General features: G+C 66.0%; 18 protein-coding genes and 2 riboswitches. Of the genes, 12 read left to right on the top strand and 6 right to left on the bottom strand.

Going from position 1 to position 22263, the window contains the following annotated elements:
- Nucleotides 1–1087, bottom strand: a 1087-nt coding sequence (locus tag D3872_RS17115) for a chromosome segregation SMC family protein (protein WP_147373903.1), incomplete at its 3' end; no start/stop codon positions are given.
- A gap of 116 nt (nucleotides 1088–1203) precedes the next feature.
- Entirely contained in the window at nucleotides 1204–3516 is a 2313-nt protein-coding gene (locus D3872_RS17110; protein WP_229459374.1) for a DUF1631 family protein, read from the bottom strand.
- A gap of 209 nt (nucleotides 3517–3725) precedes the next feature.
- On the opposite strand from D3872_RS17110, the gene D3872_RS17105 reads away from it, so the two are divergent.
- Together D3872_RS17105 and D3872_RS17100 are read left to right on the top strand one after the other, a co-directional pair.
- On the top strand, nucleotides 3726–5093 hold the full coding sequence (locus tag D3872_RS17105; RefSeq protein ID WP_119811940.1) for a methyl-accepting chemotaxis protein: 1368 nt from the start codon (nucleotides 3726–3728) through the stop codon (nucleotides 5091–5093).
- A gap of 177 nt (nucleotides 5094–5270) precedes the next feature.
- Complete coding sequence (locus D3872_RS17100) at nucleotides 5271–5522, top strand: hypothetical protein (RefSeq protein ID WP_119811939.1); 252 nt, start codon at nucleotides 5271–5273, stop codon at nucleotides 5520–5522.
- Nucleotides 5523–5669: 147 nt separating this feature from the next.
- Here the strand turns inward: D3872_RS17100 and D3872_RS17095 are convergent, their stop codons facing one another.
- Complete coding sequence (locus D3872_RS17095) at nucleotides 5670–6230, bottom strand: ATP-dependent Clp protease proteolytic subunit (RefSeq protein ID WP_119811938.1); 561 nt, start codon at nucleotides 6228–6230, stop codon at nucleotides 5670–5672.
- Nucleotides 6231–6372: 142 nt separating this feature from the next.
- A riboswitch (glycine riboswitch) is annotated at nucleotides 6373–6460 on the top strand.
- 17 nt (nucleotides 6461–6477) lie between these two features.
- A riboswitch (glycine riboswitch) is annotated at nucleotides 6478–6580 on the top strand.
- A 73-nt stretch (nucleotides 6581–6653) separates the two neighbouring features.
- On the opposite strand from D3872_RS17095, the gene gcvT reads away from it, so the two are divergent.
- The 3 genes from gcvT (at nucleotide 6654) to gcvP (ending at nucleotide 11215) form a co-directional block, all read left to right on the top strand.
- Nucleotides 6654–7772 (top strand): glycine cleavage system aminomethyltransferase GcvT, encoded by a 1119-nt coding sequence (gene gcvT, locus D3872_RS17090; RefSeq protein WP_119811937.1) that lies wholly within the window; start codon nucleotides 6654–6656, stop codon nucleotides 7770–7772.
- Nucleotides 7773–7823: 51 nt separating this feature from the next.
- A complete protein-coding gene (gene gcvH / locus D3872_RS17085; protein ID WP_119811936.1) occupies nucleotides 7824–8204 on the top strand; it encodes a glycine cleavage system protein GcvH in 381 nt (126 codons plus the stop codon).
- Nucleotides 8205–8320: 116 nt separating this feature from the next.
- Nucleotides 8321–11215: an aminomethyl-transferring glycine dehydrogenase gene (gcvP, locus tag D3872_RS17080; protein WP_119811935.1), complete on the top strand. Its 2895-nt coding sequence runs from the start codon at nucleotides 8321–8323 to the stop codon at nucleotides 11213–11215.
- 87 nt (nucleotides 11216–11302) lie between these two features.
- On the opposite strand, the gene D3872_RS17075 is transcribed toward gcvP, so the two are convergent.
- On the bottom strand, nucleotides 11303–11797 hold the full coding sequence (locus D3872_RS17075; RefSeq protein WP_119811934.1) for an REP-associated tyrosine transposase: 495 nt from the start codon (nucleotides 11795–11797) through the stop codon (nucleotides 11303–11305).
- A 3-nt stretch (nucleotides 11798–11800) separates the two neighbouring features.
- Nucleotides 11801–13201: a methyl-accepting chemotaxis protein gene (locus D3872_RS17070; RefSeq protein WP_229459373.1), complete on the bottom strand. Its 1401-nt coding sequence runs from the start codon at nucleotides 13199–13201 to the stop codon at nucleotides 11801–11803.
- A 160-nt stretch (nucleotides 13202–13361) separates the two neighbouring features.
- Between D3872_RS17070 and D3872_RS17065 the strand changes: the two genes are divergently transcribed.
- A complete protein-coding gene (locus D3872_RS17065) occupies nucleotides 13362–13754 on the top strand; it encodes a cupin domain-containing protein (RefSeq protein ID WP_119811932.1) in 393 nt (130 codons plus the stop codon).
- A gap of 100 nt (nucleotides 13755–13854) precedes the next feature.
- Here the strand turns inward: D3872_RS17065 and D3872_RS17060 are convergent, their stop codons facing one another.
- Nucleotides 13855–15507: a peptide chain release factor 3 gene (locus D3872_RS17060; protein WP_182915841.1), complete on the bottom strand. Its 1653-nt coding sequence runs from the start codon at nucleotides 15505–15507 to the stop codon at nucleotides 13855–13857.
- A gap of 201 nt (nucleotides 15508–15708) precedes the next feature.
- Between D3872_RS17060 and D3872_RS27105 the strand changes: the two genes are divergently transcribed.
- Genes D3872_RS27105 through D3872_RS17030 form a run of 6 tightly spaced genes read left to right on the top strand, consistent with a single transcriptional unit; the run spans nucleotide 15709 to nucleotide 22135 of the window.
- The gene (locus D3872_RS27105) at nucleotides 15709–16095 is read left to right on the top strand and encodes a type IV pilin protein (protein ID WP_119811944.1); all 387 of its coding nucleotides are present in this window, start codon (nucleotides 15709–15711) and stop codon (nucleotides 16093–16095) included.
- Nucleotides 16089–16553: a GspH/FimT family pseudopilin gene (locus tag D3872_RS17050; RefSeq protein WP_119811930.1), complete on the top strand. Its 465-nt coding sequence runs from the start codon at nucleotides 16089–16091 to the stop codon at nucleotides 16551–16553. Before D3872_RS27105 ends, D3872_RS17050 begins: the two co-directional genes overlap by 7 nt.
- Nucleotides 16554–16558: 5 nt before the next feature.
- Entirely contained in the window at nucleotides 16559–17146 is a 588-nt protein-coding gene (gene pilV / locus D3872_RS17045) for a type IV pilus modification protein PilV (protein WP_119811929.1), read from the top strand.
- Between the two features lie 13 nt (nucleotides 17147–17159).
- Nucleotides 17160–18236: a PilW family protein gene (locus D3872_RS17040; protein WP_182915840.1), complete on the top strand. Its 1077-nt coding sequence runs from the start codon at nucleotides 17160–17162 to the stop codon at nucleotides 18234–18236.
- Complete coding sequence (locus D3872_RS17035) at nucleotides 18233–18796, top strand: hypothetical protein (RefSeq protein WP_119811927.1); 564 nt, start codon at nucleotides 18233–18235, stop codon at nucleotides 18794–18796. The genes D3872_RS17040 and D3872_RS17035 overlap by 4 nt, the downstream gene beginning before the upstream one ends.
- Before the next feature lie 15 nt (nucleotides 18797–18811).
- Entirely contained in the window at nucleotides 18812–22135 is a 3324-nt protein-coding gene (locus tag D3872_RS17030; RefSeq protein ID WP_119811926.1) for a pilus assembly protein, read from the top strand.
- Nucleotides 22136–22263: the final 128 nt, after the last annotated feature.

The raw sequence follows: 22263 nt of genomic DNA, 5'->3' as shown, positions 1-22263 counted from the left end.
CCGCCATCTGCGACTGCTCGACACGCCCGCCCAGCTCCTCCAGCAGGTACTCGGCTTCCTCGACCTGTTCCTGGTATTCCTGGCCCTGCGCCTGCCACTGGTTGCGCTGCGCGCTCAAGACGCCGATCTGGTTCTGCAGGCGGGTGCGCGACTCGATGACGAACTTGATCTGCGCTTCCAGGCTGCCGATTTCGGAGTTGGTCTGGTACAGGTGGCCCTGCGCGGTGTGCAGGCGGTCGCCCACGGCAAAGTGGGCCTGGCGCATGCGCTCCAGTTCCAGCTCGACGTGGCGCAGCTTGGCGGTCTGTTCCTCGAGGTCGGTCTGGGCCTGCTCCATCTCGCGGAAGTACTTGGCCTGCTCCGACTTCGCCTCGTTCTTGCGCAGCAGCCAGAGCAGCTTCTGCTTTTCTTCCTGGTCGGCCTGCAGCGTGTGGAACTTGGTCGCCACCACCGCCTGCGCTTCCAGCTTTTCCAGGTTGGCGTTCAGCTCGCGCAGGATGTCCTCGACCCGCAGCAGGTTCTCGCGCGTGTCGTTCAGGCGGTTCTCGGTTTCGCGGCGGCGTTCCTTGTACTTCGATACGCCGGCCGCCTCCTCCAGGAACACGCGCAGCTCTTCCGGGCGCGACTCGATGATGCGCGAGATCATGCCCTGGCCGATGATGGCGTAGGCGCGCGGGCCGAGGCCGGTGCCGAGGAAGATGTCCTGGATGTCGCGCCGGCGCACCGGCTGGCCGTTGATGTAGTAAGTGGAGGTGCCGTCGCGCGTCAGCGTACGCTTGACCGCGATCTCGGCGTACTGGCCCCACTGGCCCGCGGCCTTGCCGTCGTTGTTGTCGAACACCAGCTCCACCGACGCGCGCCCGGCCGGCTTGCGGTGGGTCGATCCGTTGAAGATCACGTCCTGCATCGACTCGCCGCGCAGTTCCGACGCTTTCGATTCGCCCAGCACCCAGCGCACGGCGTCGATGATGTTCGACTTGCCGCAACCGTTAGGACCGACCACGCCAACCAGCTGACCCGGAACCTGGAAATTGGTGGGATCGACGAAGGACTTGAATCCCGACAGTTTGATGGAAGATAGACGCACGTTATTGACTACTCGTCGCCCTGGAGGGCGCTGGGTTGGCCGGAATCCGGAAAGGGGCTACATCATACCATCCGGCGCCCGGCCTTTGGCCAGGTAAAGACCGGGCATATTGGCGTTCAGGCGCGCAGTGCTCCCGGCGGCGCGTCATTGGCGGCGCCGCCCTCCATGGCCTGCGCCAGCGCGCGCGCGACCACGCCGCTGTCCTCGATGACGCGCGCCTTGCCGTCGCGGCAGGACTGCGCCAGGGATTCGGCCGACAGCGAAAACGCTTCCTGGCGCGCCCCGGCCGAGAAGATGAACAGCGTGCGCAGCGGGCTGACCCAGGCCAGCTTGACCTTGCGTACGCCGGCGTCGGGCTGGACGAACTCCAGCCACATGCCGCGTTCGAGGCCGTCGACGGTGATGACCGCTTCGTCGGCCTGTTCTTCCTGGGCGGCGGCCGCGTCTTCCTTCTCGATGCGGCGGATCGCATCGGCCTGCGCCACTTCGACCGCGATCTCCAGCTGGCGCTCGGGCGACAGGTCGAGCGGCGCGCGCACGATGGAGGCGTGGCATTCTGCCAGCTCGGCGAAGAACTGCAGGCGGTCGGCGTCCTGCCACTTGATCACGTCCAGCCACTTGTTCAAGGTGGCCAGCAGGCCTGGCAGCTTGCCGATCAGCGCCTTGCGCTGCTCATGCGTGACCTTCGGCTTGACGCTCCACAGCAGGTCGTCCATGGTCCTGGTGGCGTTGGCGACGGCGCCTGGCTTGTCGTCTTCGACCGTATAGGCCACGGTCAGCACCGAGGTCCATTTGTTTTCCAGGAAGGCCTCGACCACCGCGACCACTTCGCCGGCGCCGATCCGCATCGACACCGCGTTCTTGGCCGAACGGGCGGCGGTGGCGGTCTTTTCCTGCTTGAGGGCGCGCGCGATCGGCTCGGCGATCACGCTCTCGGCCGCCGTTTCGTCGGCGGCGATCGAGGCCTCGAGGTCGGCCACGGCGTCGGCAAACGCGCGCTCGCCGCTGCCGGCGTCGCGCCCGATGCGGTCGACACCGCGCTGCATCGCCTGGAACACTGGGTCGTCCGCGCCCTTGCGCTGCTCCCAGCCCATGCGCGACAGCAGGTCGATCATGCGCCGCGCCGGGTGAGCGTCCTCGAAGAAGAAGTTCTTGTCGTTCAGCGCCGCCCTCAGCACCGGGATCTGCAGGAACTGGATCAGCTCGCGGATCTCGCCGGGGATGCTGTCGTCCAGGAACACCGTCTCGAAAATCCGCGACAGCAGGTCGATGGTGCCTTCGTCGCCGCGCGACAGGCTGCCTTGCGGCAGGCTCTGTTTCAGGCGCGGCAGGTAGAACACGTTGTGCGGGACGGCGCCGGCGCCAGCGGCAGTGCTGGTGCCGCCGGCTGTGGGCTGGGGCATGCGCTTCTGCAGCTCGCCCAGCAGGTTGTTCAGGCCGGCGCTGGACAACTGCTGCACGCCGGGCGGCAGCGGCGCGGCGCCGGCGGCGGCCGCCGTGCCGCCAGCTGCAAAGCCGCCGGCCGGGCGCGCCGCCACGGCTTGCGCCGGGTCGAACCCCGCCGCCGCGCTCGGCCGCCATCCGCTACCCTGCTGCGTGGACGGCAAGGACAGCAAGTCGGGAATGAGCGGGATCATCGGGATGTCGGCGTCGATCGCCGGCGCCGCGTCGCCGCCGCCGAAGAACGCCTGCAACTGGCGCGACAGCGCGGCCTTGCCGGAAGCGCGCGCGGCGCGCGCTGCGGCGGCATTGTCGGTTTTCTGGATCTTGAGGGCGTCGACCGAACCCGGCAGCACGCCCTTGCGCATCAGCGCCAGGCTCAGCGCCTCGTACATGGGGGCGAAATCGAACAGCAGGCCCGGCTTGAGCAAAGGCTGGATCAGCTGGTGCCCGGCCTCATCCGGCTCGAATTCCACCCACGCCTTCTGCAGCGCCAGCAGGATGACCTGCGGCCGGAACGGGTTCTGGCTCATGCGCAGCACGTCGCGCCCGAGCATGTAGCCGACCCGCACGTTCAGTGTCGCCAGCGCATCGGCATGGGCGACGTCGAAGGGGCGGCTGATACTGTCGAAGGCGAGCCGGTGGTCCATTTCCTCCATCGGCACAAGGCTCAGCGCCACCGGGGCCGCCACGCGCTTGACCGGCGCCGGCGCCAGCGCATCCAGCTCGCGCTTCACGGCGTCGCAGACTTCGGTGCAGGCCAGGTGCAGGAAGGCGTAGCTATTTTCCTTGAGCAGGTTGCCGGATTTGACGCGCTGGAACATGGTGCGCGTGCCGATGGCCGGGCCGGTCGCGTCGAGCAAGGCGCCCACGATGCCGGTGGTGGTCGCCATCATGTGCTCGTTGACGTGCCTCGTCACGATGTCCATCAGGCTGTTCAACAGCTCGGGGCGCGACCGGTTGCCGGCTGTCTTGCCGGACTGCTGCACACCCTGCCCCGATTGATTCCTGGCCCCCATCATCCCATTTTGACAGAATATTGCCACATGGCAAGCATTTCACTCGAACTGCATCGAAATAGCCACACTGCGCCCTGGCTGCCACTCCTATTGACGTGTGACAAATGTTGCATTTCGGACTTTCCATACCATTGCACTGATACCCGCCACACATTTCTGCCACCGAGAAGGAATTCGCCATGGACCGCCTCCGCCAGCTCGACACCAGGATCAAGATCTTCGGCTGCCTCGCCATCGTGCTGGCGCTCGGGCTGGCGACGGCGTGGTCGCTGGCGTCCCAGTTCGGCCAGGCGGTCGAGGCCGCGGCCCGGCCCGGGCTCAAGGCCGGCGCCGCGGCCGAACTGCTGCGCGCAGGCTATGGCGGCGCCCGCACATGGCTATTCGTCGCAGGCGCGGCCAGCATCGGCATCGTCGCCGCGCTGGCCGTCTGGCTGGCGGCCGAGGTGGCGCGGCCGATCCACGCCGCCGTGCTGGTGGCCCAGCGCGTCGCCGCGGGCGACCTCAGCGCCAGGGTCGAACAGGGAGGCAGCGGCGAATCGGGCCTGTTGACCCGCGCCATGCAGGAGATGAACGACAAGCTGGTGTCGATGATCGTCAACGTGCGCTCCGGTTCGGAAACCATTTCCAGCGGCGCCGGCGAAATCGCCAGCGGCAGCCTCGACCTGTCGGCGCGTACCGAGCAGCAAGCCGCCTCGCTGGAGGAAACCGCCTCGTCGATGGAAGAGCTGACCGCGACCGTCAAGCAGAACGCCGACCATGCCCACCAGGCAAGCAAACTGGCGGTGTCGGCCTCCGACGTGGCGGTCAAGGGCGGCGAAGTGGTGTCGGAAGTGGTCGGCACGATGGCCTCCATCAACGATTCCTCGAAGCGGATCGCGGAAATCATCGGCGTCATCGACGGCATCGCCTTCCAGACCAACATCCTGGCATTGAACGCCGCGGTGGAAGCGGCCAGGGCCGGCGAACAGGGGCGCGGCTTCGCGGTGGTGGCCTCCGAGGTGCGCAACCTGGCGCAGCGCTCGGCCGCGGCGGCCAGGGAGATCAAGGAACTGATCGACGACTCGGTCGAGAAAGTCAGCGCCGGCACCCATCTGGCCGACAAGGCGGGCAACACCATGAACGAGGTGGTAGCCAGCGTCAGGCGGGTGACCGAGATCATCGGCGAGATCGCCGCCGCCAGCGCCGAGCAGACCACGGGCATCGAGCAGGTCAACCAGGCCATCGCGGCGATGGACCAGGCCACCCAGCAGAACGCGGCGCTGGTGGAAGAGTCGGCCGCGGCGGCCGCGTCGATGCGCGACCAGGCCGGGAGCCTGAAACACATCATCGGCAGCTTCGTGCTGGATGCGGAGCATTCCCGACCCTCGGCCCAGATCCACCTGGTTTCCAGCACCGCCAAACCGGCCGCGCCGCGCACCGCCGCGGCCGCCGGCGACGGCGCGCGCCGCATCCGCCCCGTGGCGGCAAGCCCGCGCGCGGCAGCCAGGCCGGGCGCGGGCAAGCGGGCGGCCGCCGCCAAGCAGGACGTCGACTGGGAAGAGTTCTGAAAAGCTGAGTCTTGTTTCAAACTTGTAGGAGGCAATCCTACATCGGTGCGGGTAATGTTCTGATAGCGATTCTGCTGTGCAGCTCGCATGATTGTGTCTCCGGCAACGCAGGCGCAAAAACCTTTTCCCCTGCACGCCGGCGAGCAGCGACACTTCCCAACATCGAAAGGAATGAAGATGGCCTCGAAACAGAAGAAACAAAGCGGCAACAAGCAGTCTGCCAATGCTGCGGGTTCGCGCTCGGGTGGCCAGGGCGGCACCCACGAGCAGCACGTCGAAGCCGGCCGCCAAAGCCACAAGAACGACGCATCGCGCCAGTCGCAGCAACCAGGCTCCCAGCAGTCCGGCATGCAACCCGGCTCCCAACAGTCGAACCCGGCTGCGAGCAGCGAAAGCAGCCGCCCAGGATCCAAGCGCGACAAACGCTAATACCGCTCGTCATCGCTGGGCGGCGCCGGGTTTCCGGGCTCCGCCACAACAGTAGCCAGACAGGAAGCACCAGAAAGAGTCTGCACAGGCATCGCGGCCGGCACGCTCTTTTACATTGGACGCAACAAAACGCCGGCGACGGGCGCGCTAGATATTAGTAAGGTGAAAACCCTTGGGCGGCGCGAAATCGGCAATAGCCTCGACCATGCCGGCGGTCTTGGCGTCGGTCGCGGTAAGGTGCAGGTCGGAATACTGGTGGACCGCCCACTGCTCGGGCGTTAGGGTAACGTGCTTGCGCAGGATCGATTCGGTGCGCGCGTCGTCCGCGCGCAGGCCTTCGACGATGATGTTCAGCGCATCGGGCCGGGCGCCGGGCGATGCCGTGGCGTGCGATTTGTGCACCATGAAGCGCGCGGTCTCGCTGGCGAAGCGCTGCTTGCCGGCGAGGAAGAGAATGACCGCGATCGAGGCCACCGCGCCGCCGTTGTACATCACAAACTTGATCGGCGAATTGGCCAGGAAGTTATACAGGCACAGGCCATCGCTGACATAGCCGCCGTTCGACTGGACCAGCAAGTGGGCGGTATCGATGCCTTTTTCCGTCATGTTGGCGACGGCTTCGAACACGCGGTACACCATATCGCTGTTGACATCCCCGGACAGCGTGAAATACGCGTCCGTTTCCTTCGTGGCGGATTCTTCTGTCATGGTCGCTGGCTCGCTAGGTGGATGAACGGATTCTAACAAATTAGACAACAAACAGCCCTGCACGCATCTTCATTCGTGCGCGCCCTGCCCCCTGCGCCGCCACCCGGACATTGACATCGAGGCCATGCTGACATATCCTCCACAGTCTTGATCGGGAGAGGGCAGCCCAAGCGCTGCCGCCGAAGGGGCATCACCCAAAAACTCTCAGGCAAAAGGACCGGTCAGGGGTCGGCAGCGCACGGCGCACCGGTTCAACTCTGGAGAGCGGCCGCGGCACACGCCGGCGGCCCACCGAAGGGGCAGGCGGATCATTCCGCTATCTCTCAGGTATCGAGGACAGAGGGGCGCGATCGCACGCAAAATGGCCATGCCGGCCTTTCGCGTCCGTTCGGCAGTCCCTTTTTCACTTGCCCTGAGGATTCCATGACGCTTAAAGCGACCCCGCTCAATTCCGCACACCGCGCCGCCGGCGCCAAGATGGTCGACTTCGGCGGCTGGGACATGCCCGTCAACTACGGCTCCCAGATCGAAGAGCACCATGCGGTACGCACCGACGTCGGCATGTTCGACGTCTCGCACATGTGCGTGGTCGACCTCGAAGGCGACAATGTCCGCGCCTTCCTGCGCGGCCTGCTGGCCAATAACGTCGACAAGCTGCAGGTTCCGGGCAAGGCCCTGTACTCGTGCATGCTCAAGCCCGAAGGCACCGTCATCGACGACCTGATCGTCTACTTCTTCAGCGAGACCTGGTTCCGCCTGGTGGTCAATGCCGGCACCGCGGAAAAGGACCTCGCCTGGATCAACGCGCAAATCGAAGCCACCGGCAGCGGCGTCAAGGTCACCCAGCGCCGCGATGGCGCCAATGCGATGGCGCTGATCGCCGTGCAGGGCCCGAACGCCCGCGCCAAGGTGTGGGAAGTGCTGCCGACCACGAAAGAAGCATCCGAGCCGCTCAAGCCGTTCAACGCCGCCATCGTCAAGGACACCGCCTTCGGCGAAGTGATGGTCGCGCGCACCGGCTACACCGGCGAAGACGGCTTCGAGCTGGCCTTCGACGCTTCGCAGGCCGACGCCCTGTGGAACGCGCTGGTAGCCGCCGGCGTCAAGCCTGCGGGCCTGGGCGCGCGCGATACGCTGCGCCTCGAAGCCGGCATGAACCTGTACGGCCAGGACATGGACGAAACCGTCAACCCGCTCGACGCCGGCCTGGCCTGGACCGTCGACCTGGTGTCCGAGCGCGACTTCATCGGCAAGGCGGCGCTGCAGGCGAACGGCCAGCACCAGCAGTACGTGGGCCTGATCCTGCGCGAAAAAGGCGGCGTGCTGCGCGCCCACCAGAAGATCATCAGCACCTCCGGCAGCGAAGGCGAAATCACCAGCGGCACCTTCAGCCCGACCATGCAGCAGGCGATCGCGCTGGGGCGCGTGCCGATGGACGTCGCCGTCGGCGACAACGTACACGTCGAGATCCGCGACAAGAAGCTGGCTGCCACCGTGGTCAAGCTGCCGTTCGTACGTAACGGTAAAATCCTGGTTGCCTGACCCGCAGCGCCCGAATACAAACAATACAAATCACCCTTTTTGGAGCCTCACATGAACATTCCTGCCGACCTGAAATACACCGAATCCCACGAGTGGATCCGCGCTGAAGCCGACGGCACCCTGACCGTCGGCATCACCGAGTACGCGCAGGACGCGCTGGGCGATATCGTCTTCGTCGAACTGCCGAAGGTAGGCAAGTCCTTCACCGCCGGCGACGACGCAGCGGTGGTGGAATCGGTCAAGGCGGCAAGCGACATCTACGCGCCGGTATCGGGCGAAGTCGTGGCGGTCAACGACGCGGTGGCCGATACGCCTGACTCGATCAACGCCGATGCGTATTCCGCATGGCTGTTCCGCATCAAGCCAGACGACGCCAACGCCATCAACGGCCTGCTCGACGCAGCCGGCTACGGCAAGGCCACCGCGGAATAATCGCGGCCCGGCTGCCGCGCGCATTGGCGCGCGCGGCACGCCATCAGTTTTACAGGTTCCCCTCATCTCCAATCCGGCCGCCCTCCCCGGCAGCCAGCATCTTTTTTGGCCCAATCATGACCCGCACCAGCCTTTCCCAACTTGAAGCACGCGACGACTTCATCTCGCGCCACATCGGCCCATCGGAATCCGAGCAGGCAGCCATGCTGTCCAAGCTCGGCTACGCATCGCGCGCCGCGCTGATCGACGCAGTCGTCCCACCGAACATCCGCAACAAGAGCAAGCTCGCGCTGGGCGAGTTCTACAACCCGATGCCGGAACAGGAAGCGCTGTCGAAGCTGAAGGCGATCGCATCGAAGAACAAGGTCATGAAGTCGGTCATCGGCCAGGGCTACTACAACACCTTCACCCCGAACGTCATCCTGCGCAACATCTTCGAGAACCCTGCCTGGTACACTGCCTACACCCCTTACCAGCCGGAGATCTCGCAAGGCCGCCTGGAAGCGATCCTGAACTTCCAGCAGGTCGTCACCGACCTGACCGGCATGGGCATCGCCAACTCGTCGATGCTGGACGAAGGCACCGCCGCGGCTGAAGCGATGACGCTGATCCAGCGCGTGGGCAAATCTTCCTCGCAGGTGTTCTATGTGGCCGACGACGTGCTGCCGCAAACCCGCGAGATCGTCGAGACCCGCGCCAAGCCGCTCGGCATCGAAGTACGCACCGTGCCTGCAAGCGAAGTCGAAGCCCTCGACGGCAACTGCTTCGGCGTGCTGCTTCAGTACCCCGGCGTGAACGGCGAAGTGCGCGACTACCGCGAAGCCGTCGAAAAGCTGCACGCAGCCGGCGCGATGGTGATCGTCGCCGCCGACCTGCTGGCGCTGACCCTCCTGACCCCTCCGGGCGAATGGGGCGCGGATGTGGTGGTCGGTAACAGCCAGCGCTTCGGCGTACCGCTCGGCTTCGGCGGCCCGCACGCAGGCTACCTGGCCACCCGTGACGAATTCAAGCGCAGCATGCCTGGCCGCCTGGTTGGCGTGACCATCGACGCGCAGGGCAACAAGGCCTACCGCCTGGCGCTGCAGACCCGCGAGCAGCACATCCGCCGCGAAAAAGCCACCTCCAACATCTGCACCGCGCAGGTGCTGCTGGCGGTGATGGCGTCGATGTACGCCGTCTACCACGGCCCGAAAGGCCTGGCGCAGATCGCCCAGCGCGTGCACCGCTTCACCGGCATCCTGGCGGCGTCGCTGGGCCAGCTCGGCTACACCATCGCGAACACCACCTTCTTCGACACCCTGACGATCCAGACAGCGAGCGCCGAGCAGCTGCACGCCACCGCCGAATCGAAGGGCGTCAACCTGCGCCGCGTGGATGCGTCGCACGTCGGCATCTCGCTCGACGAAACCACCACCCGCGACGACATCGCGCTGCTGTGGTCGATCTTCGCCGAAGGCGTCACCGGCGCCACCGCGCCTGACCTCGACGCGCTGGACGCATCGTCGCAGGACGCCTACCCGGAAGCGCTTGTTCGCACCAGCGCCTACATGACCCACCCGACCTTCAGCCGCTATCACTCCGAGCACGAAATGCTGCGCTACCTGCGCAGCCTGGCCGACAAGGACCTGGCGCTGGACCGCACCATGATCCCGCTCGGCTCGTGCACCATGAAGCTGAACGCCACCGCCGAAATGATCCCGGTGACCTGGCCCGAGTTCTCGAGCATCCACCCGTTCGCGCCGGACTCGCAAACCGTCGGCTACCGCGAAATGATCGGACAGCTGGAAGAAATGCTGTGCGCCGTCACCGGCTACGCCGCCGTGTCGCTGCAGCCTAACGCCGGTTCGCAAGGCGAATACGCGGGCCTGCTGGTTATCCAGGCCTACCACCAGTCGCGCGGCGAAGGCCACCGCAACATCTGTCTGATCCCATCGTCGGCGCACGGCACCAACCCGGCGTCGGCCAACATGGTCGGCATGAAGGTCGTGGTCACCGCCTGCGACGAAAACGGCAACGTCGACCTCGACGACCTGAAGGCCAAGGCTGAACTGCACAGCAAGAACCTCGCGTGCGTGATGGTGACCTACCCATCGACCCACGGCGTGTTCGAAGAAGGCATCCAGGAACTGTGCGAAGTGATCCACTCGCACGGCGGCCAGGTGTACATCGACGGAGCCAACATGAACGCGCTGGTTGGCGTGGCTGCGCCGGGCAGCTTCGGCGGCGACGTCAGCCACCTGAACCTGCACAAGACCTTCTGCATTCCGCACGGCGGCGGCGGACCGGGCGTCGGCCCGATCGGTGTTGGCGCGCACCTGGCAAAGTTCCTGCCGAACCAGCGTTCGACCGGCTACACCCGCGACGAAGCGGGCATTGGCGCGGTCAGCGCGGCGGCCTACGGCTCGGCAAGCATCCTGCCGATTTCGTGGATGTACATCGCAATGATGGGCGGCGAAGGCCTGACCCAGGCGACCGAGACCGCGATCCTGTCGGCCAACTACATCGCACGCCGCCTGGCGCCGCACTATCCTGTGCTGTACACGGGCCACGACGGCCTGGTGGCGCATGAGTGCATCCTGGACCTGCGCCCGCTGCAGGACAAGACCGGCATCAGCAATGAAGATGTGGCCAAGCGCCTGATGGACTTCGGCTTCCACGCGCCGACCATGAGCTTCCCGGTTCCTGGCACCCTGATGATCGAGCCGACCGAGAGCGAATCGAAGGTCGAGATCGACCGCTTCATCGACGCGATGATCTGCATCCATGCCGAGATCGTGAAGGTAGAGCGCGGCGAGTACGACCGCATGGACAACCCGCTCAAGGGCGCGCCGCACACTGCGGAAGTGGTGATGGAAGACGACTGGCAGCACGCTTACACGCGCGAGCAGGCGGCATTCCCGGTTGCGTCGCTGCGCAAGCAGAAGTACTGGCCGCCGGTCGGCCGGGCCGATAACGTGTACGGCGACCGCAACCTGTTCTGCGGCTGCGCACCTGTCAGCGATTACGAGTAAGAACTAGATCGGCGGATGCGCTGTCGCTTATCCGCCCTACGTCCTTGAAGACACGTAGGGCGGATAAGCACAGCGCATCCGCCGTTTTCACGCGCCCCGTTCACCGGCACTCAAATCCACATCATCACAAAGCCATTCTTCCAAATAAATGCCGGCCTTTACATACCGGTGAAACGACGAATAGGGCCAATCCCTCACATTCCTCACCAACCCGTGTTTATACGGATTGCGATGAATGTAATCGAGATGCGCGGCGAAATCCCGTGCATCACGAATCGTATGTTCCCAATACCGCTTCTGCCACACGTCCCGCTGTTGAACCGAGCGTGAAAACGCCTTCTTGATTTCGCGCCAGGGCCCTGGATAATCCCGGTCATCTTCCGGCAGCGTCCACATCGCATGCATGTGCTCCGGCAGCACCACCCACGCACCAATCAGAAACGGCCGCACCGCTCGCACCTTCCTCACCGCCTCGCGCAACGCCCCGACCTGCTCCACCAGGAGCCCGCTGCTCCGGTCCCGCAAATTCACGGTAAAGAAATAGGTCGCCCCTGCAGCCAGCTGTCGTCGGTGATGCGGCATCCGCTACCCCCGTTTCGACGCCAGCCGCAAATGCCCCTTCCCGCCCCGCGTGGGCGGTGGCGGCGCCTGTTTCCCCTGCCCCGCTCCTTCATCCAGCTTGAACGACGCCACCGCCCGCGACAAGCTGTGCGCCTGCTCCTGCAAGCTGTCCGCCGCCGCCGCAGCCTCCTCCACCAGCGCCGAATTCTGCTGCGTGATCTCGTCGATCTGCATGATCGCCTGGTTGACCTCGCTCACCCCGCTGGCCTGCTGCGCATTGTCCTGCGTGATCTTTCCGATGATGTCTCCCACCCGCTGCACCGACGTCACAATGTCGGCCATGCTGTACCCCGCCGCGAAACCTCGTCCATGTTCGCCCGCGCGCGCAGCTTCGACCGCCGCGTTCAGCGCCAGGATGTTAGTCTGCGAAGCGATCCCGTCGATCACCTCCACGATCTCGGCCACCTTGCCCGAGCTGCCCTTGATCGCGACCATCGTCAGCATCAGCCGTCCCACCAGGTCGCCGCCCTTGAGCGCCGACGACGACGCGCTTTCGGCCAGCTGGTTGGCCCGCTGCGTGCTGTTTGCCGTGCGGCTGACGGACTCGTTCAGATCCTCGACCGAGGAGACCGTGTGGATCAGCGAACTGGCCTGCGCTTCGGTGCGGATGGACAGGTCGGCATTCCCCAGCGCGATCTCGCGCGATGCGCTGTCGATCTGGCGTGCCGCATCGAGGATGTTGCGCAGCGTGGCGTTCAGGTTGCGGATGCTGCCGTCCAGCGCGTGCGAGGTCTCGGAAATCTCGTCACGCCCGTACACCCGCTCGCGCACGGTGAGATTGCCGCGTGCGAGTCCGGTCGCCGCCTCTCCGATGTCGCGCACTTCGTCCAGCAGCGCGTGCCGCACCGCCACCGTGATCGCCAGCGACAGCACCACCGACAGTGCGATCACCAGCGGCATCAGCGTCGAGATCATGTTGAAGTCGCTGGCCGCGCGCTGCGATGCGGCTTCGCTCAACGCCTGCTCTGCGCGCAGCAGTTCGTTCAGGCGCAGCGCGACGATCGCGAACGCGCGCTCGGCCTTGAACATGGCATTGGCACTCATCGAGCGGTCGTCGCGCGATATCTCGATCACATCGAGCACCGTACGGACGTAGACGGCATACGCGGCTGCCGCCTCGTCGACGACACGGCGCTCGCCACTGCCAGGCGCGGTGGCTGCGGCCAGCGAATGGAACTCGCCACGGTTAAATTCCGGATCCCTGGCGTTGATCTTGCCGATCATGGCCTGCTTGCCGTGGATGGCAATGTACTTCGCGCCTTTTTCGGCCAGCACCACGGCGTCCTTCACGGTGGGTGCGGCAGCGCAGGCGACGCCGCACAGCATGACGCCCGCGAGTGCGATGCAAGCAGTTTTTATTGTCATGGTCATCTCCCGGGCGCTGATGTCGAACCTGCGCGCATCACGCACTGTACGCCGGCGCCGGTGGCCCAGGATTGCGGCTGGTCAATATCTACCGTCCTCCACCGGATGCGCGAGCGGGCGTAAGATAGGCCGGATTGCCACTATTTTCGAAAGGACGGAGATGAACAGGACCCACGCCGCTGTCGGCGCCTTGGTTGCCCTTAGCCTCGCCGCAGCCGCCTTCGCGCAATCGGGCGGCATCCGCCGCACCCCGCTGGTCAAGGCCGATGTCTCGGTGCCGGGACGCGAGGCGGTGGTCGTGCGTGCCGAACTCGATCCGGGCAGCACCGCCGGCCGCCACACCCACCCGGGCGACGAGATCAGCTACATCCTCGAAGGCCAGGCCGAACTGCTGGTCGACGGCCAGCCGCCGCGCACGGTGCGTGCTGGCGAGGCGATCGTGATCCCGGCCGGCACCGTGCATGACGCGCGCAACTCCGGCGAGACCGTGATGCGGCTGGTGGGCGTCTATGTCGTCGAAAAAGGCAAGCCGCTGGCCACGCCGGCGCGTTGAAGGCACGGCTTCGAGCTCATGAAAATCAAATCGGGGACAGACCCCAACATCGGGGACAGACCCCGAGGTTGGGGTCTGTCCCCGATCTACGAAGTTCGAATCAGGCGAGCTTGGCGGAGTGTTCGCGGGTGGCGTGGAACTTGAGCTTCGGCCAGCGTTCTTCGGTCAGCCGCAGGTTGACGTTCGAGGTCGCGAGGTAGGCCAGGTTGCCGGCGGCGTCGTAGGCGACGTTGTGGCCCAGTGCAGCTTCGAAGTCGGCCAGCACGCGCTTGTCGTCGCCGCTCACCCAACGTGCGCTGCTGATGCTGGTGCCTTCGAATACCGCGTCGACGCCGTATTCGTTCAGCAGCCGGCTCGCCACCACTTCGAACTGCAGCACGCCGACCGCGCCCAGGATCAAATCGCTGCCTTGCACCGGCTTGAAGACCTGTACCGCGCCCTCTTCGCCCAGCTGCTGCAAACCTTTGTGCAGCTGCTTGATCTTGAGCGGGTTGCGGATACGGACCGAACGGAAGAAGTCCGGCGCGAAGTACGGGATGCCGGTGAATTGCAGCATTTCGCCTTCGGAGAAGCTGTCGCCGATCTGCATGTTGCCGTGGTTGGGCAGGCCGATGATGTCGCCGGCGTACGCTTCCTCGACCTGCTCGCGCGACGATGCCATGAAGGTCACCACCGACGATACCTTGATCTCGCGTCCAAGCCGCAGGTGCTTGACCTTCATGCCGCGCTCGAAGCGCCCCGAGCATACGCGCAGGAAGGCGATGCGGTCGCGGTGGGCCGGGTCCATGTTGGCCTGGATCTTGAAGACGAAGCCGGAGAACGGCTGTTCGTCCGGCGCGACGTCGCGCACGGTGGCGTTGCGCGAGCGCGGCGCAGGCGCCCAGTCGACCAGCGCCGACAAAATCTCGCGCACGCCGAAGTTGTTGATCGCGGAGCCGAAGAACACCGGAGTCTGCACGCCGGCCAGGAACTGTTCCAGGTCGAACGGGTGCGAGGCGCCGTGCACCAGTTCCACTTCGGTTTTCAGCTGCTCGATTTCGAGCGGGAACATCTCGGCCAGGCGCGGGTTGTCGATACCCTTGATGATCTCGAAGCTGCCGTCGGCCTTTTCCTCGCCGGCGCGGAACAGCATGATCTCGTCGCGCAGCAGGTGGTACACGCCGCGGAAGTTCTTGCCCATGCCGATCGGCCAGGTGACCGGCGCGCACTGGATCTTCAGCACCGACTCGAGTTCGTCGAGCAGTTCGAGCGGATCGCGCGTTTCGCGGTCAAGCTTGTTCATGAAGGTGACGATCGGCGTGTTGCGCATGCGGCAGACGTCGAGCAGCTTGATGGTCTGCGCTTCCACGCCCTTGGCGGCGTCGATCACCATCAGCGCCGAGTCGACCGCCGTCAGCACGCGATAGGTGTCTTCCGAGAAGTCCTGGTGACCGGGGGTGTCGAGCAGGTTGATGACGTGGTCGCGGAATTCAAACTGCATCACCGACGACGCCACCGAAATGCCGCGCTGCTTCTCGATTTCCATCCAGTCCGAGGTGGCGTGGCGGCCGCTCTTGCGCGCCTTGACCGTGCCTGCCATCTGGATCGCGCCCGAGAACAGCAGCAGTTTCTCGGTCAGCGTGGTCTTGCCCGCGTCAGGGTGGGAGATGATGCCAAAGGTGCGGCGGCGCTGAACTTCGCGCGCGATCGCGCCTGGCGCCTTGGGGGCGCTGGCGCCGGATTCTGGTGTTGCTGCTGCGGTAACGTCGGACATGGTCTCGGCCATTGGCATGGCGTCTGCGAAAAACCTTCGATTTTACTGCCTCCCGGCCCCCGCGTGTGAACTGATTGGATGGCGCCACCGGGTCCGCATGTGGCGTTGTCAGCATTTTGTCAGGATTCCTTCAGCGAGTTGCAAGCTAATGTGTTTATACTGGGCAACATATTCCACATTCCCGACCCTGCGGAGCGCTGCATGAACCGACACCGAGGATTTACCCTGATCGAACTGATGGTGACCGTCGCCATCATCGGCGTGCTGGCGGCAGTCGCCTATCCCGCCTACGGCAACTACCTCGTGCGCGGCGACCGCGCCGCGGCGCAGGCGTACATGATGGAGCTGGCCCAGGCCCAGTCGCAATACCTGGCCGACAACCGCGGCTATGCCTCCGCCATCGGCGACCTGGACGTGACCGCGCCCGCCGCCGTGGCCGGCAAGTACACCTTCAGGCTCGCGTCCAGCGGTGGCCCGCCGCCGACCTTCGAGATTACCGCCACCCCGGTCCCCGGCAGCCGCCAGGCCGGCGACGTCACCATGACCATCAACAGCAGCGGCGTGCGCGCGCCGTCGTCGAAATGGTAACCAGGCGCGCGCGCGGCTTCACCCTGTCCGAGCTGATGGTGACGGTCGCGGTGCTGGCGATCCTGGCCAGCGTCGCGGCGCCTTCGTTCAACGAACTGATTGCCAACCAGCGCGCCAAGGGCGCCGCGTCCGACCTGTTCTCGTCGCTGCTGCGCACCCGCAGCGAGGCGATCAAGCGCAACATGGAAGTGAGCCTGGCGCCGGCGACGGCCGGCACCGCATGGGCCGGCGGCTGGAGCATCGCCCATCCGGCCAACGCCGCGGTCAAGCTGGAAAACCACGGCGCGGTGCCGGGCGCCACCATCACCGGGCCGGCCGGCGTGGTGTTCCTGCCGAATGGACGGGTGAAAGGCGCTGCCGCGCCCTCGTTCGACGTCAGCAGCGACGGCGCCGCCCAGCACCGCTGCGTCTCGGTCGACCTGTCCGGCCGCCCCTATCAAACCAAACTGGCCTGCTGACCGCCATGGCGCCTATCTCCCCCTCCCCCCTGCAGCGGCAATCCGGCGTGACCCTGGTCGAAGTGCTGGTCACGGTCGTGCTGCTGGCCTTCGGACTGCTCGGCATCGCCGCCTTCCAGGCCAAGGCGCAGGCCGGATCGCTGGAAGCCTACCAGCGCGCCCAGGCCGTGCTGCTGCTGGAAGACATGCAGGCGCGCATCGCCGGCAATCCCGGCGGCGCGGCCGGCTACGCCACCGCCACCCCGCTCGGCACCGGAACCACGCCGGGCGACTGCAGCACCCAGGCCGCCGGCAGCGCGCGCGACAAATGCGAATGGAGCACGGCCCTGCTAGGCGCAGCCGAAGTGAGTACCGGTACCAACGCCAGCGTCGGTGCGATGGTCGGCGCGCGCGGCTGCGTCACCGAGCTGCAGTCGCGCGACGCGTCGCCGGGCGTTTGCCGCCCCGGCATTTACCTGCTGACTGTGGCATGGCAGGGCATGCATGCCACCCGCGCGCCGTCGCACGCCTGCGGTTCGGGCAGCTACGGCAGCGAAAACCAGCGCCGCGCGATCGCCACGCGCGTGGCGATCGGCGTGCCGCACTGCCGCTAACCGCGAGATCACAATGAACCCGAACCGCCCGATCCTGTTGCATGCCCAGCGCGGCTTTTCGCTGTCCGAACTGATGGTCGCCGCCGCGATCAGCCTGGTTATCCTGGCCGGCATGTCGACCCTGTTCGTCAACAATAACCGCGCCCAGGCCGAGCTCGAAAAGGCCAACCGCCAGGTCGAGAACGGCCGCTTCGCGATCCAGTCGCTGGTGTCCGACCTGCGCAACGCTGGCTTTTACGGCGAATTCGACCCCACCGTGCTGGCCGCCCCGGCCGCGGTGCCCGATGCGTGCGCCCTGACCGTCGCCGCGCATGCCGGTGCGTTGCCGCTGGCGCTGCAGGGCGTCGACGACGCCGCCGCCGGCGCGCTCGCCTGCATCCCGGACCTGCTTGCCCGCACCGACATCATCGTCGTGCGCCGCACCGCCACCTGCGTGGCCGGCAGCGCCGGCTGCGCGCCGGTCAGCGACGGCGGCCCGTTCTTCCAGGCCTCGCTGTGCACCAACGCGAGCGAACTCAATTCCGGCGACAGCGCAAACTTCTACCGCCTCGGCATCGACACCTCGGGCCTGGACCGCCACCGGCGCGACTGCAGCGCGGCCGCCGGCTCCGGCACGCTGGCCCCGGTGCGGCGCTATCTTACCCACATCTACTTCATCGCCAGAAACGACCGCCCCGCCGACGGCGTGCCCACCCTGAAGCGGCTGGAACTGGTCATGGACGGATCGGCCCTGGCCCACAAACTGGTGCCGCTGGTGAACGGTATCGAAAACCTGCAGGCCGAATACGGGATCGACACCGGCAACGACGGCGTCGCCGACCTGTTCTCGGCCAACCCGGCCAGTGCCTCCGGCTGTGCCGACGCGGCCTGCGCGGTGGCCAACTGGCGCAACGTGGTCTCGCTCAAGCTGAACCTGCTGGCCCGGAATATCGAACCGACCATCGGCCACAAAGACGCCAAGCGCTACGTGCTTGGCCTCGACGCGGCCGGCGCGGAAAAAGTGGTCGAGGCCAGCGGCGACGCCTACAAACGCCACGTATTCCAGACCCTGGTCGCCCTGCCCAACCTGGCCGGAAGGAAAACCCCATGAAGACGCTGCACCGCCAGCAGGGCATCACCCTGATCATGGCGCTGATCATGCTGGTCGTGCTGACCTTGCTCGCACTGACCAGCTTCAACCTCAACCAGTCCAACCTGCAGGTCGTCAGCAACATGCAGCAGCGCGAGGAAGTCACCGCCGCCGCGCGCGAGGTGATCGAGGAAACCATCAGCAACACGCGCTTCTTCGAATCGCCGGCCAATGTGCTGGCCAATCCCTGCGGCGCCAACAATACCCGCTGCATCGACGTCAACGGCGACGGCGCCAACGACATCACGGTGGCGATCACGCCGGCGCCAAACTGCGTCAAGGCGCAGGCCATCAAGTCGTCGGACCTGAACCTGGAGGAGCCCGAGGACATCGGCTGCACGCTGGGCGCCAACCAGAACTTCGGCACCGCCGGCGCCAGCACCGGCAACTCGGCGTGCGCCAACAGCGTCTGGGACGTGCACGTGGTGGCGACCGACACGGCCACCGAAGCCCAGGTCGAAGTCACGCAGGGCGTTGCCGTGCGCGTGGCCGAAGAAGACATTGCCACCAACTGCCCATAAAGAAACGAGGTTGCCATGAAACGCAGCACCAGCACGAAACTGATGGCCCTGTCGCTATGCGCCAGCCTCGGCCTGGTCGCGCCGCAGGCGGCGCTGGCCGAAGACATCGACATCTTCACCGGCGCGTCGGCCGGCTCGACCATCAACCCGCGCATCCTGATCGTGCTCGACAACACGTCGAACTGGTCGCGCCAGAACCAGCAGTGGCCAGGCGGCAAGGCCCAGGGCCAGTCGGAAGCGGACGCGATCCGCACCGCGATTGCCGACCTGGACGGCAGCGTCAGCGTCGGCCTGATGGAGTTCGTCACGGGCGGCAACGCCAACGATGACGGCGGCTTCATCCGCTCGGAGGTGAAGCCGATGAGCCCGGCCAACGCGAATGCCTTCGGCGCCATCCTGGGCACGATTTCGGCCAACATCAACAGCCCTGACGAGAAGCGCAATTCGGGCACGCCCTACGGCAACCTGATGTACGACGTGTACAACTACTTCACCGGCTCCGATTCGTATTCGCCGTCGGCGACGCTGGCCTCCAAGGCCGACACGGGCGGCTACACCAATGCATTCACCAGGTTCAAGTCGCCGCTCACGTCCGACAACACCTGCGGCCGCAGCTTCGTGATCTTCATCGGCAACCCGAACGCCAGCGGCCCCAGCGCCGACAATGCGGCCAATACCGCCAGGCTGAATGCGCTGAACGACAACCGCGCCGCCGACAACAGCGTGATCCCGGTCACCCAGCTCGGGCTGCCCAACTTCAGCACCCAGACCGTCGTCACCCCGACCGACATCGGCGTCACCAGCGCCTGCTACGCCTCGTCCGCGGCCGCCGCCGCCGAACTCAATTCGTTCGCCGCCACCTGCGCCAACTACACCGACGGCTGCAAGATCGGCACCGTCACCGCCAACGACGGCGCCGCGGCGTGCGCGGCCGGCAGCAGCAAGTACACGGTGGTCGGCACCAATACCGTCATCAACAACGTCGAGACCGGCACCACCAGCACCGACACCAAGCCCTACAATGCCGACGAATGGGCGCGCATGATGCACGACCGCGGCATCCCGGTGGCCGGCACCACGATCCGGCCATCGGTGACCACCTACACCATCGACGTCTACAACAAGCAGCCGAACGCCTCCCACACCTCACTGCTGATGAGCATGGCCAAGGCCGGCGGCGGGCGCTACTTCGTGGCCAAGAACGAGCAGGCCATCACCGACGCCCTGAAGGAAATCATGGTCGAGATCCAGGCCGTGAACTCGACCTTCGCCTCGACCAGCCTGCCGGTCAACGCGACCAACCGTTCGCAGAACGTCAACCAGGTCTTCATCGGCATGTTCCGTCCCGACCCGGTCGCGAAGCCGCGCTGGTTCGGCAACCTGAAGCGCTACCAGCTGGTCAGCCAGGGGGCCAGCATCGAGCTGGCCGACGTCGGCGGCAAGGTCGCGGTCAACCCCCTGACCGGCTTCGTGACGCCCTGCGCCACCAGCTACTGGACCCGCGACAGCGCCAACTACTGGGCCAACAAGGGGCTGTCGCCCGACCCGGCGGGCGGCTGCACCGTCACCGCCTTCAACAAATATTCGGACGCGCCGGACGGCCCGCTGGTCGAAAAAGGCGCGGCCGCCCAGGTCCTGCGCGAAGGCAATACGGGCGGCACCGTCACCAATGCCGTCAACCGTACCATGCTGACCGTGAAGGACGGCGCCTTCGTGCCCTTCACCGCCGCCAACTCCGGCCTCGACAGCGACCTGGTCAAATACATCAGCGGCGAGGACGTCAACAACGAGAGGAACGATCCCCAGGCCTCGTCCAGGACGCGGCCGTCGATCCACGGCGACGTGATCCACTCGCGTCCGCTGCCGGTCAACTATGGCAGCGGCGGCGTCACGGTCTACTACGGCGCCAACGACGGCACCCTGCGCGCGCTGAACGCAGAAAACGGCACCGAGCGCTGGGCCTTCGTCGCGCCGGAATTCTTCTCGCGCCTGTCGCGCATCGAGAACAACAGCCCGCGGGTCAGCTATCCCGGTATCAACGCCGCGGACTTCACGCCGGCGCCCAAGCCGAAGGACTACTTCTACGACGGCTCGATCGGCGTCTACCAGACCGCCGACAACGCCAGGGTCTGGATCTATCCGAGCATGCGCCGCGGCGGCCGCATGCTGTACGGGATCGACGTCACCAACCCGGCCACGCCGGTGCTGAAATGGCGCGCCGGCTGCCCCAACCTGCTTAACGACACCGGATGCACCGAAGGCATGAGCGGCATTGGCCAGACCTGGTCGACACCGAGCGTCGCCTTCATCAAGGGCAACTCGACCACCACGCCGGTGGTGGTGGTTGGCGGCGGCTACGACAAGTGCGAGGACACCGACAGCGCCACGCCTTCCTGCAGCGGCGCCAAGGGCGGCTTCGTCTACGTGCTGGACGGCGCCACCGGCGCCCTGCTGCGCTCCTTCGCCACCGACCGATCGGTGGCGGCCGACGTGGCAATGGTCGACATCGACAACGATACCTATCCCGACTACGCGTACGCGGCCGACACCGGAGGCAATGTGTACCGGATCGATTTCATCGCCAGCTCGGCCACCCGCACCGCGCGCACCGCGGCCGAGTGGACCAGCCGCAAGGTGGCCTACACCGGCGGCGCCGGGCGCAAGTTCCTGTTCGCGCCGGCCCTGCTCTATTCCGACGACAAGGTGTACCTGGCAATCGGCAGCGGCGACCGAGAACATCCGCTCGAAGCCCACTACCCGTTCGCCAACGTGGTCAACCGTTTCTACGTCTACCGCGACAACCTGTCGGCGTCGCCGACCAGCCTTGCGGTCAACATGGACGGCATGGCCGACTACACCCGCAGCGACAGCTGCGGCACCGCCCAGGTGCTGCCGGACTCGTCGCTCAACGGCTGGTTCATGGACCTGAACCAGTACGGCCAGGGCGAGCAGGTGGTCACGACCGGCCTGATCGCCGGCGGCATGGTTACCTTCAGCACCAACCGGCCGGTGCCGGCGCCGCTGGGCAGCTGCTCGACGGCGCTGGGACAGGCGCGCGGCTACTGGGTCAACCTGCTGAACGGCGCGGGCGCGATCGATGTGCCTGGCACCTGCGGCGGCAAGCGCTCGTCGGTGTTCGTCGGCGGCGGCCTGCCGCCATCGCCGGTGTTCGCATCGAGCGTGCAGGTCGGCGGCAAATCGGTATCGGTGGTGATCGGCGCCGCGCAGAAAGGCGGCGACGGCGCGGCCGGCGCCAGCGTGGCGATCAGCCCGCAGCGGATCCGCCCGACCATCTCGTCCAAGCGCAAGCGGGCCTATACCTATACCAAGGGCGAGTAAGCAGGAGACAGAAGATGAAACGCCGGCGCAAGCCGGCTTTTTTTTTTGGGTGTGGGGGTTGGATAGATCGGGGACAGACCACGATCTCTGTCCCCGATCTCACGGGCGCCGGTTGGATCGCGGGTGCG

Source organism: Massilia cavernae, from assembly GCF_003590855.1.
GTDB classification, from domain to species: domain Bacteria; phylum Pseudomonadota; class Gammaproteobacteria; order Burkholderiales; family Burkholderiaceae_D; genus Telluria_A; species Telluria_A cavernae.
The sequence above is the reverse complement of the archived record's forward strand: the minus strand, read 5'-3'. Positions and strand labels throughout refer to the sequence as shown.

Coding starts and splice junctions, on each gene's coding strand:
- D3872_RS27105 (WP_119811944.1), top strand. CDS start 15,709: ATGAACCGACACCGAGGATTTACCCTGATCGAACTGATGGTGACCGTC.
- D3872_RS17100 (WP_119811939.1), top strand. CDS start 5,271: ATGGCCTCGAAACAGAAGAAACAAAGCGGCAACAAGCAGTCTGCCAAT.
- D3872_RS17095 (WP_119811938.1), bottom strand. CDS start 6,230: ATGACAGAAGAATCCGCCACGAAGGAAACGGACGCGTATTTCACGCTG.
- gcvT (WP_119811937.1), top strand. CDS start 6,654: ATGACGCTTAAAGCGACCCCGCTCAATTCCGCACACCGCGCCGCCGGC.
- D3872_RS17060 (WP_182915841.1), bottom strand. CDS start 15,507: ATGTCCGACGTTACCGCAGCAGCAACACCAGAATCCGGCGCCAGCGCC.
- D3872_RS17040 (WP_182915840.1), top strand. CDS start 17,160: ATGAACCCGAACCGCCCGATCCTGTTGCATGCCCAGCGCGGCTTTTCG.
- D3872_RS17050 (WP_119811930.1), top strand. CDS start 16,089: ATGGTAACCAGGCGCGCGCGCGGCTTCACCCTGTCCGAGCTGATGGTG.
- gcvP (WP_119811935.1), top strand. CDS start 8,321: ATGACCCGCACCAGCCTTTCCCAACTTGAAGCACGCGACGACTTCATC.
- D3872_RS17075 (WP_119811934.1), bottom strand. CDS start 11,797: ATGCCGCATCACCGACGACAGCTGGCTGCAGGGGCGACCTATTTCTTT.
- D3872_RS17030 (WP_119811926.1), top strand. CDS start 18,812: ATGAAACGCAGCACCAGCACGAAACTGATGGCCCTGTCGCTATGCGCC.
- gcvH (WP_119811936.1), top strand. CDS start 7,824: ATGAACATTCCTGCCGACCTGAAATACACCGAATCCCACGAGTGGATC.
- D3872_RS17070 (WP_229459373.1), bottom strand. CDS start 13,201: ATGACAATAAAAACTGCTTGCATCGCACTCGCGGGCGTCATGCTGTGC.
- D3872_RS17105 (WP_119811940.1), top strand. CDS start 3,726: ATGGACCGCCTCCGCCAGCTCGACACCAGGATCAAGATCTTCGGCTGC.
- pilV (WP_119811929.1), top strand. CDS start 16,559: ATGGCGCCTATCTCCCCCTCCCCCCTGCAGCGGCAATCCGGCGTGACC.
- D3872_RS17035 (WP_119811927.1), top strand. CDS start 18,233: ATGAAGACGCTGCACCGCCAGCAGGGCATCACCCTGATCATGGCGCTG.
- D3872_RS17065 (WP_119811932.1), top strand. CDS start 13,362: ATGAACAGGACCCACGCCGCTGTCGGCGCCTTGGTTGCCCTTAGCCTC.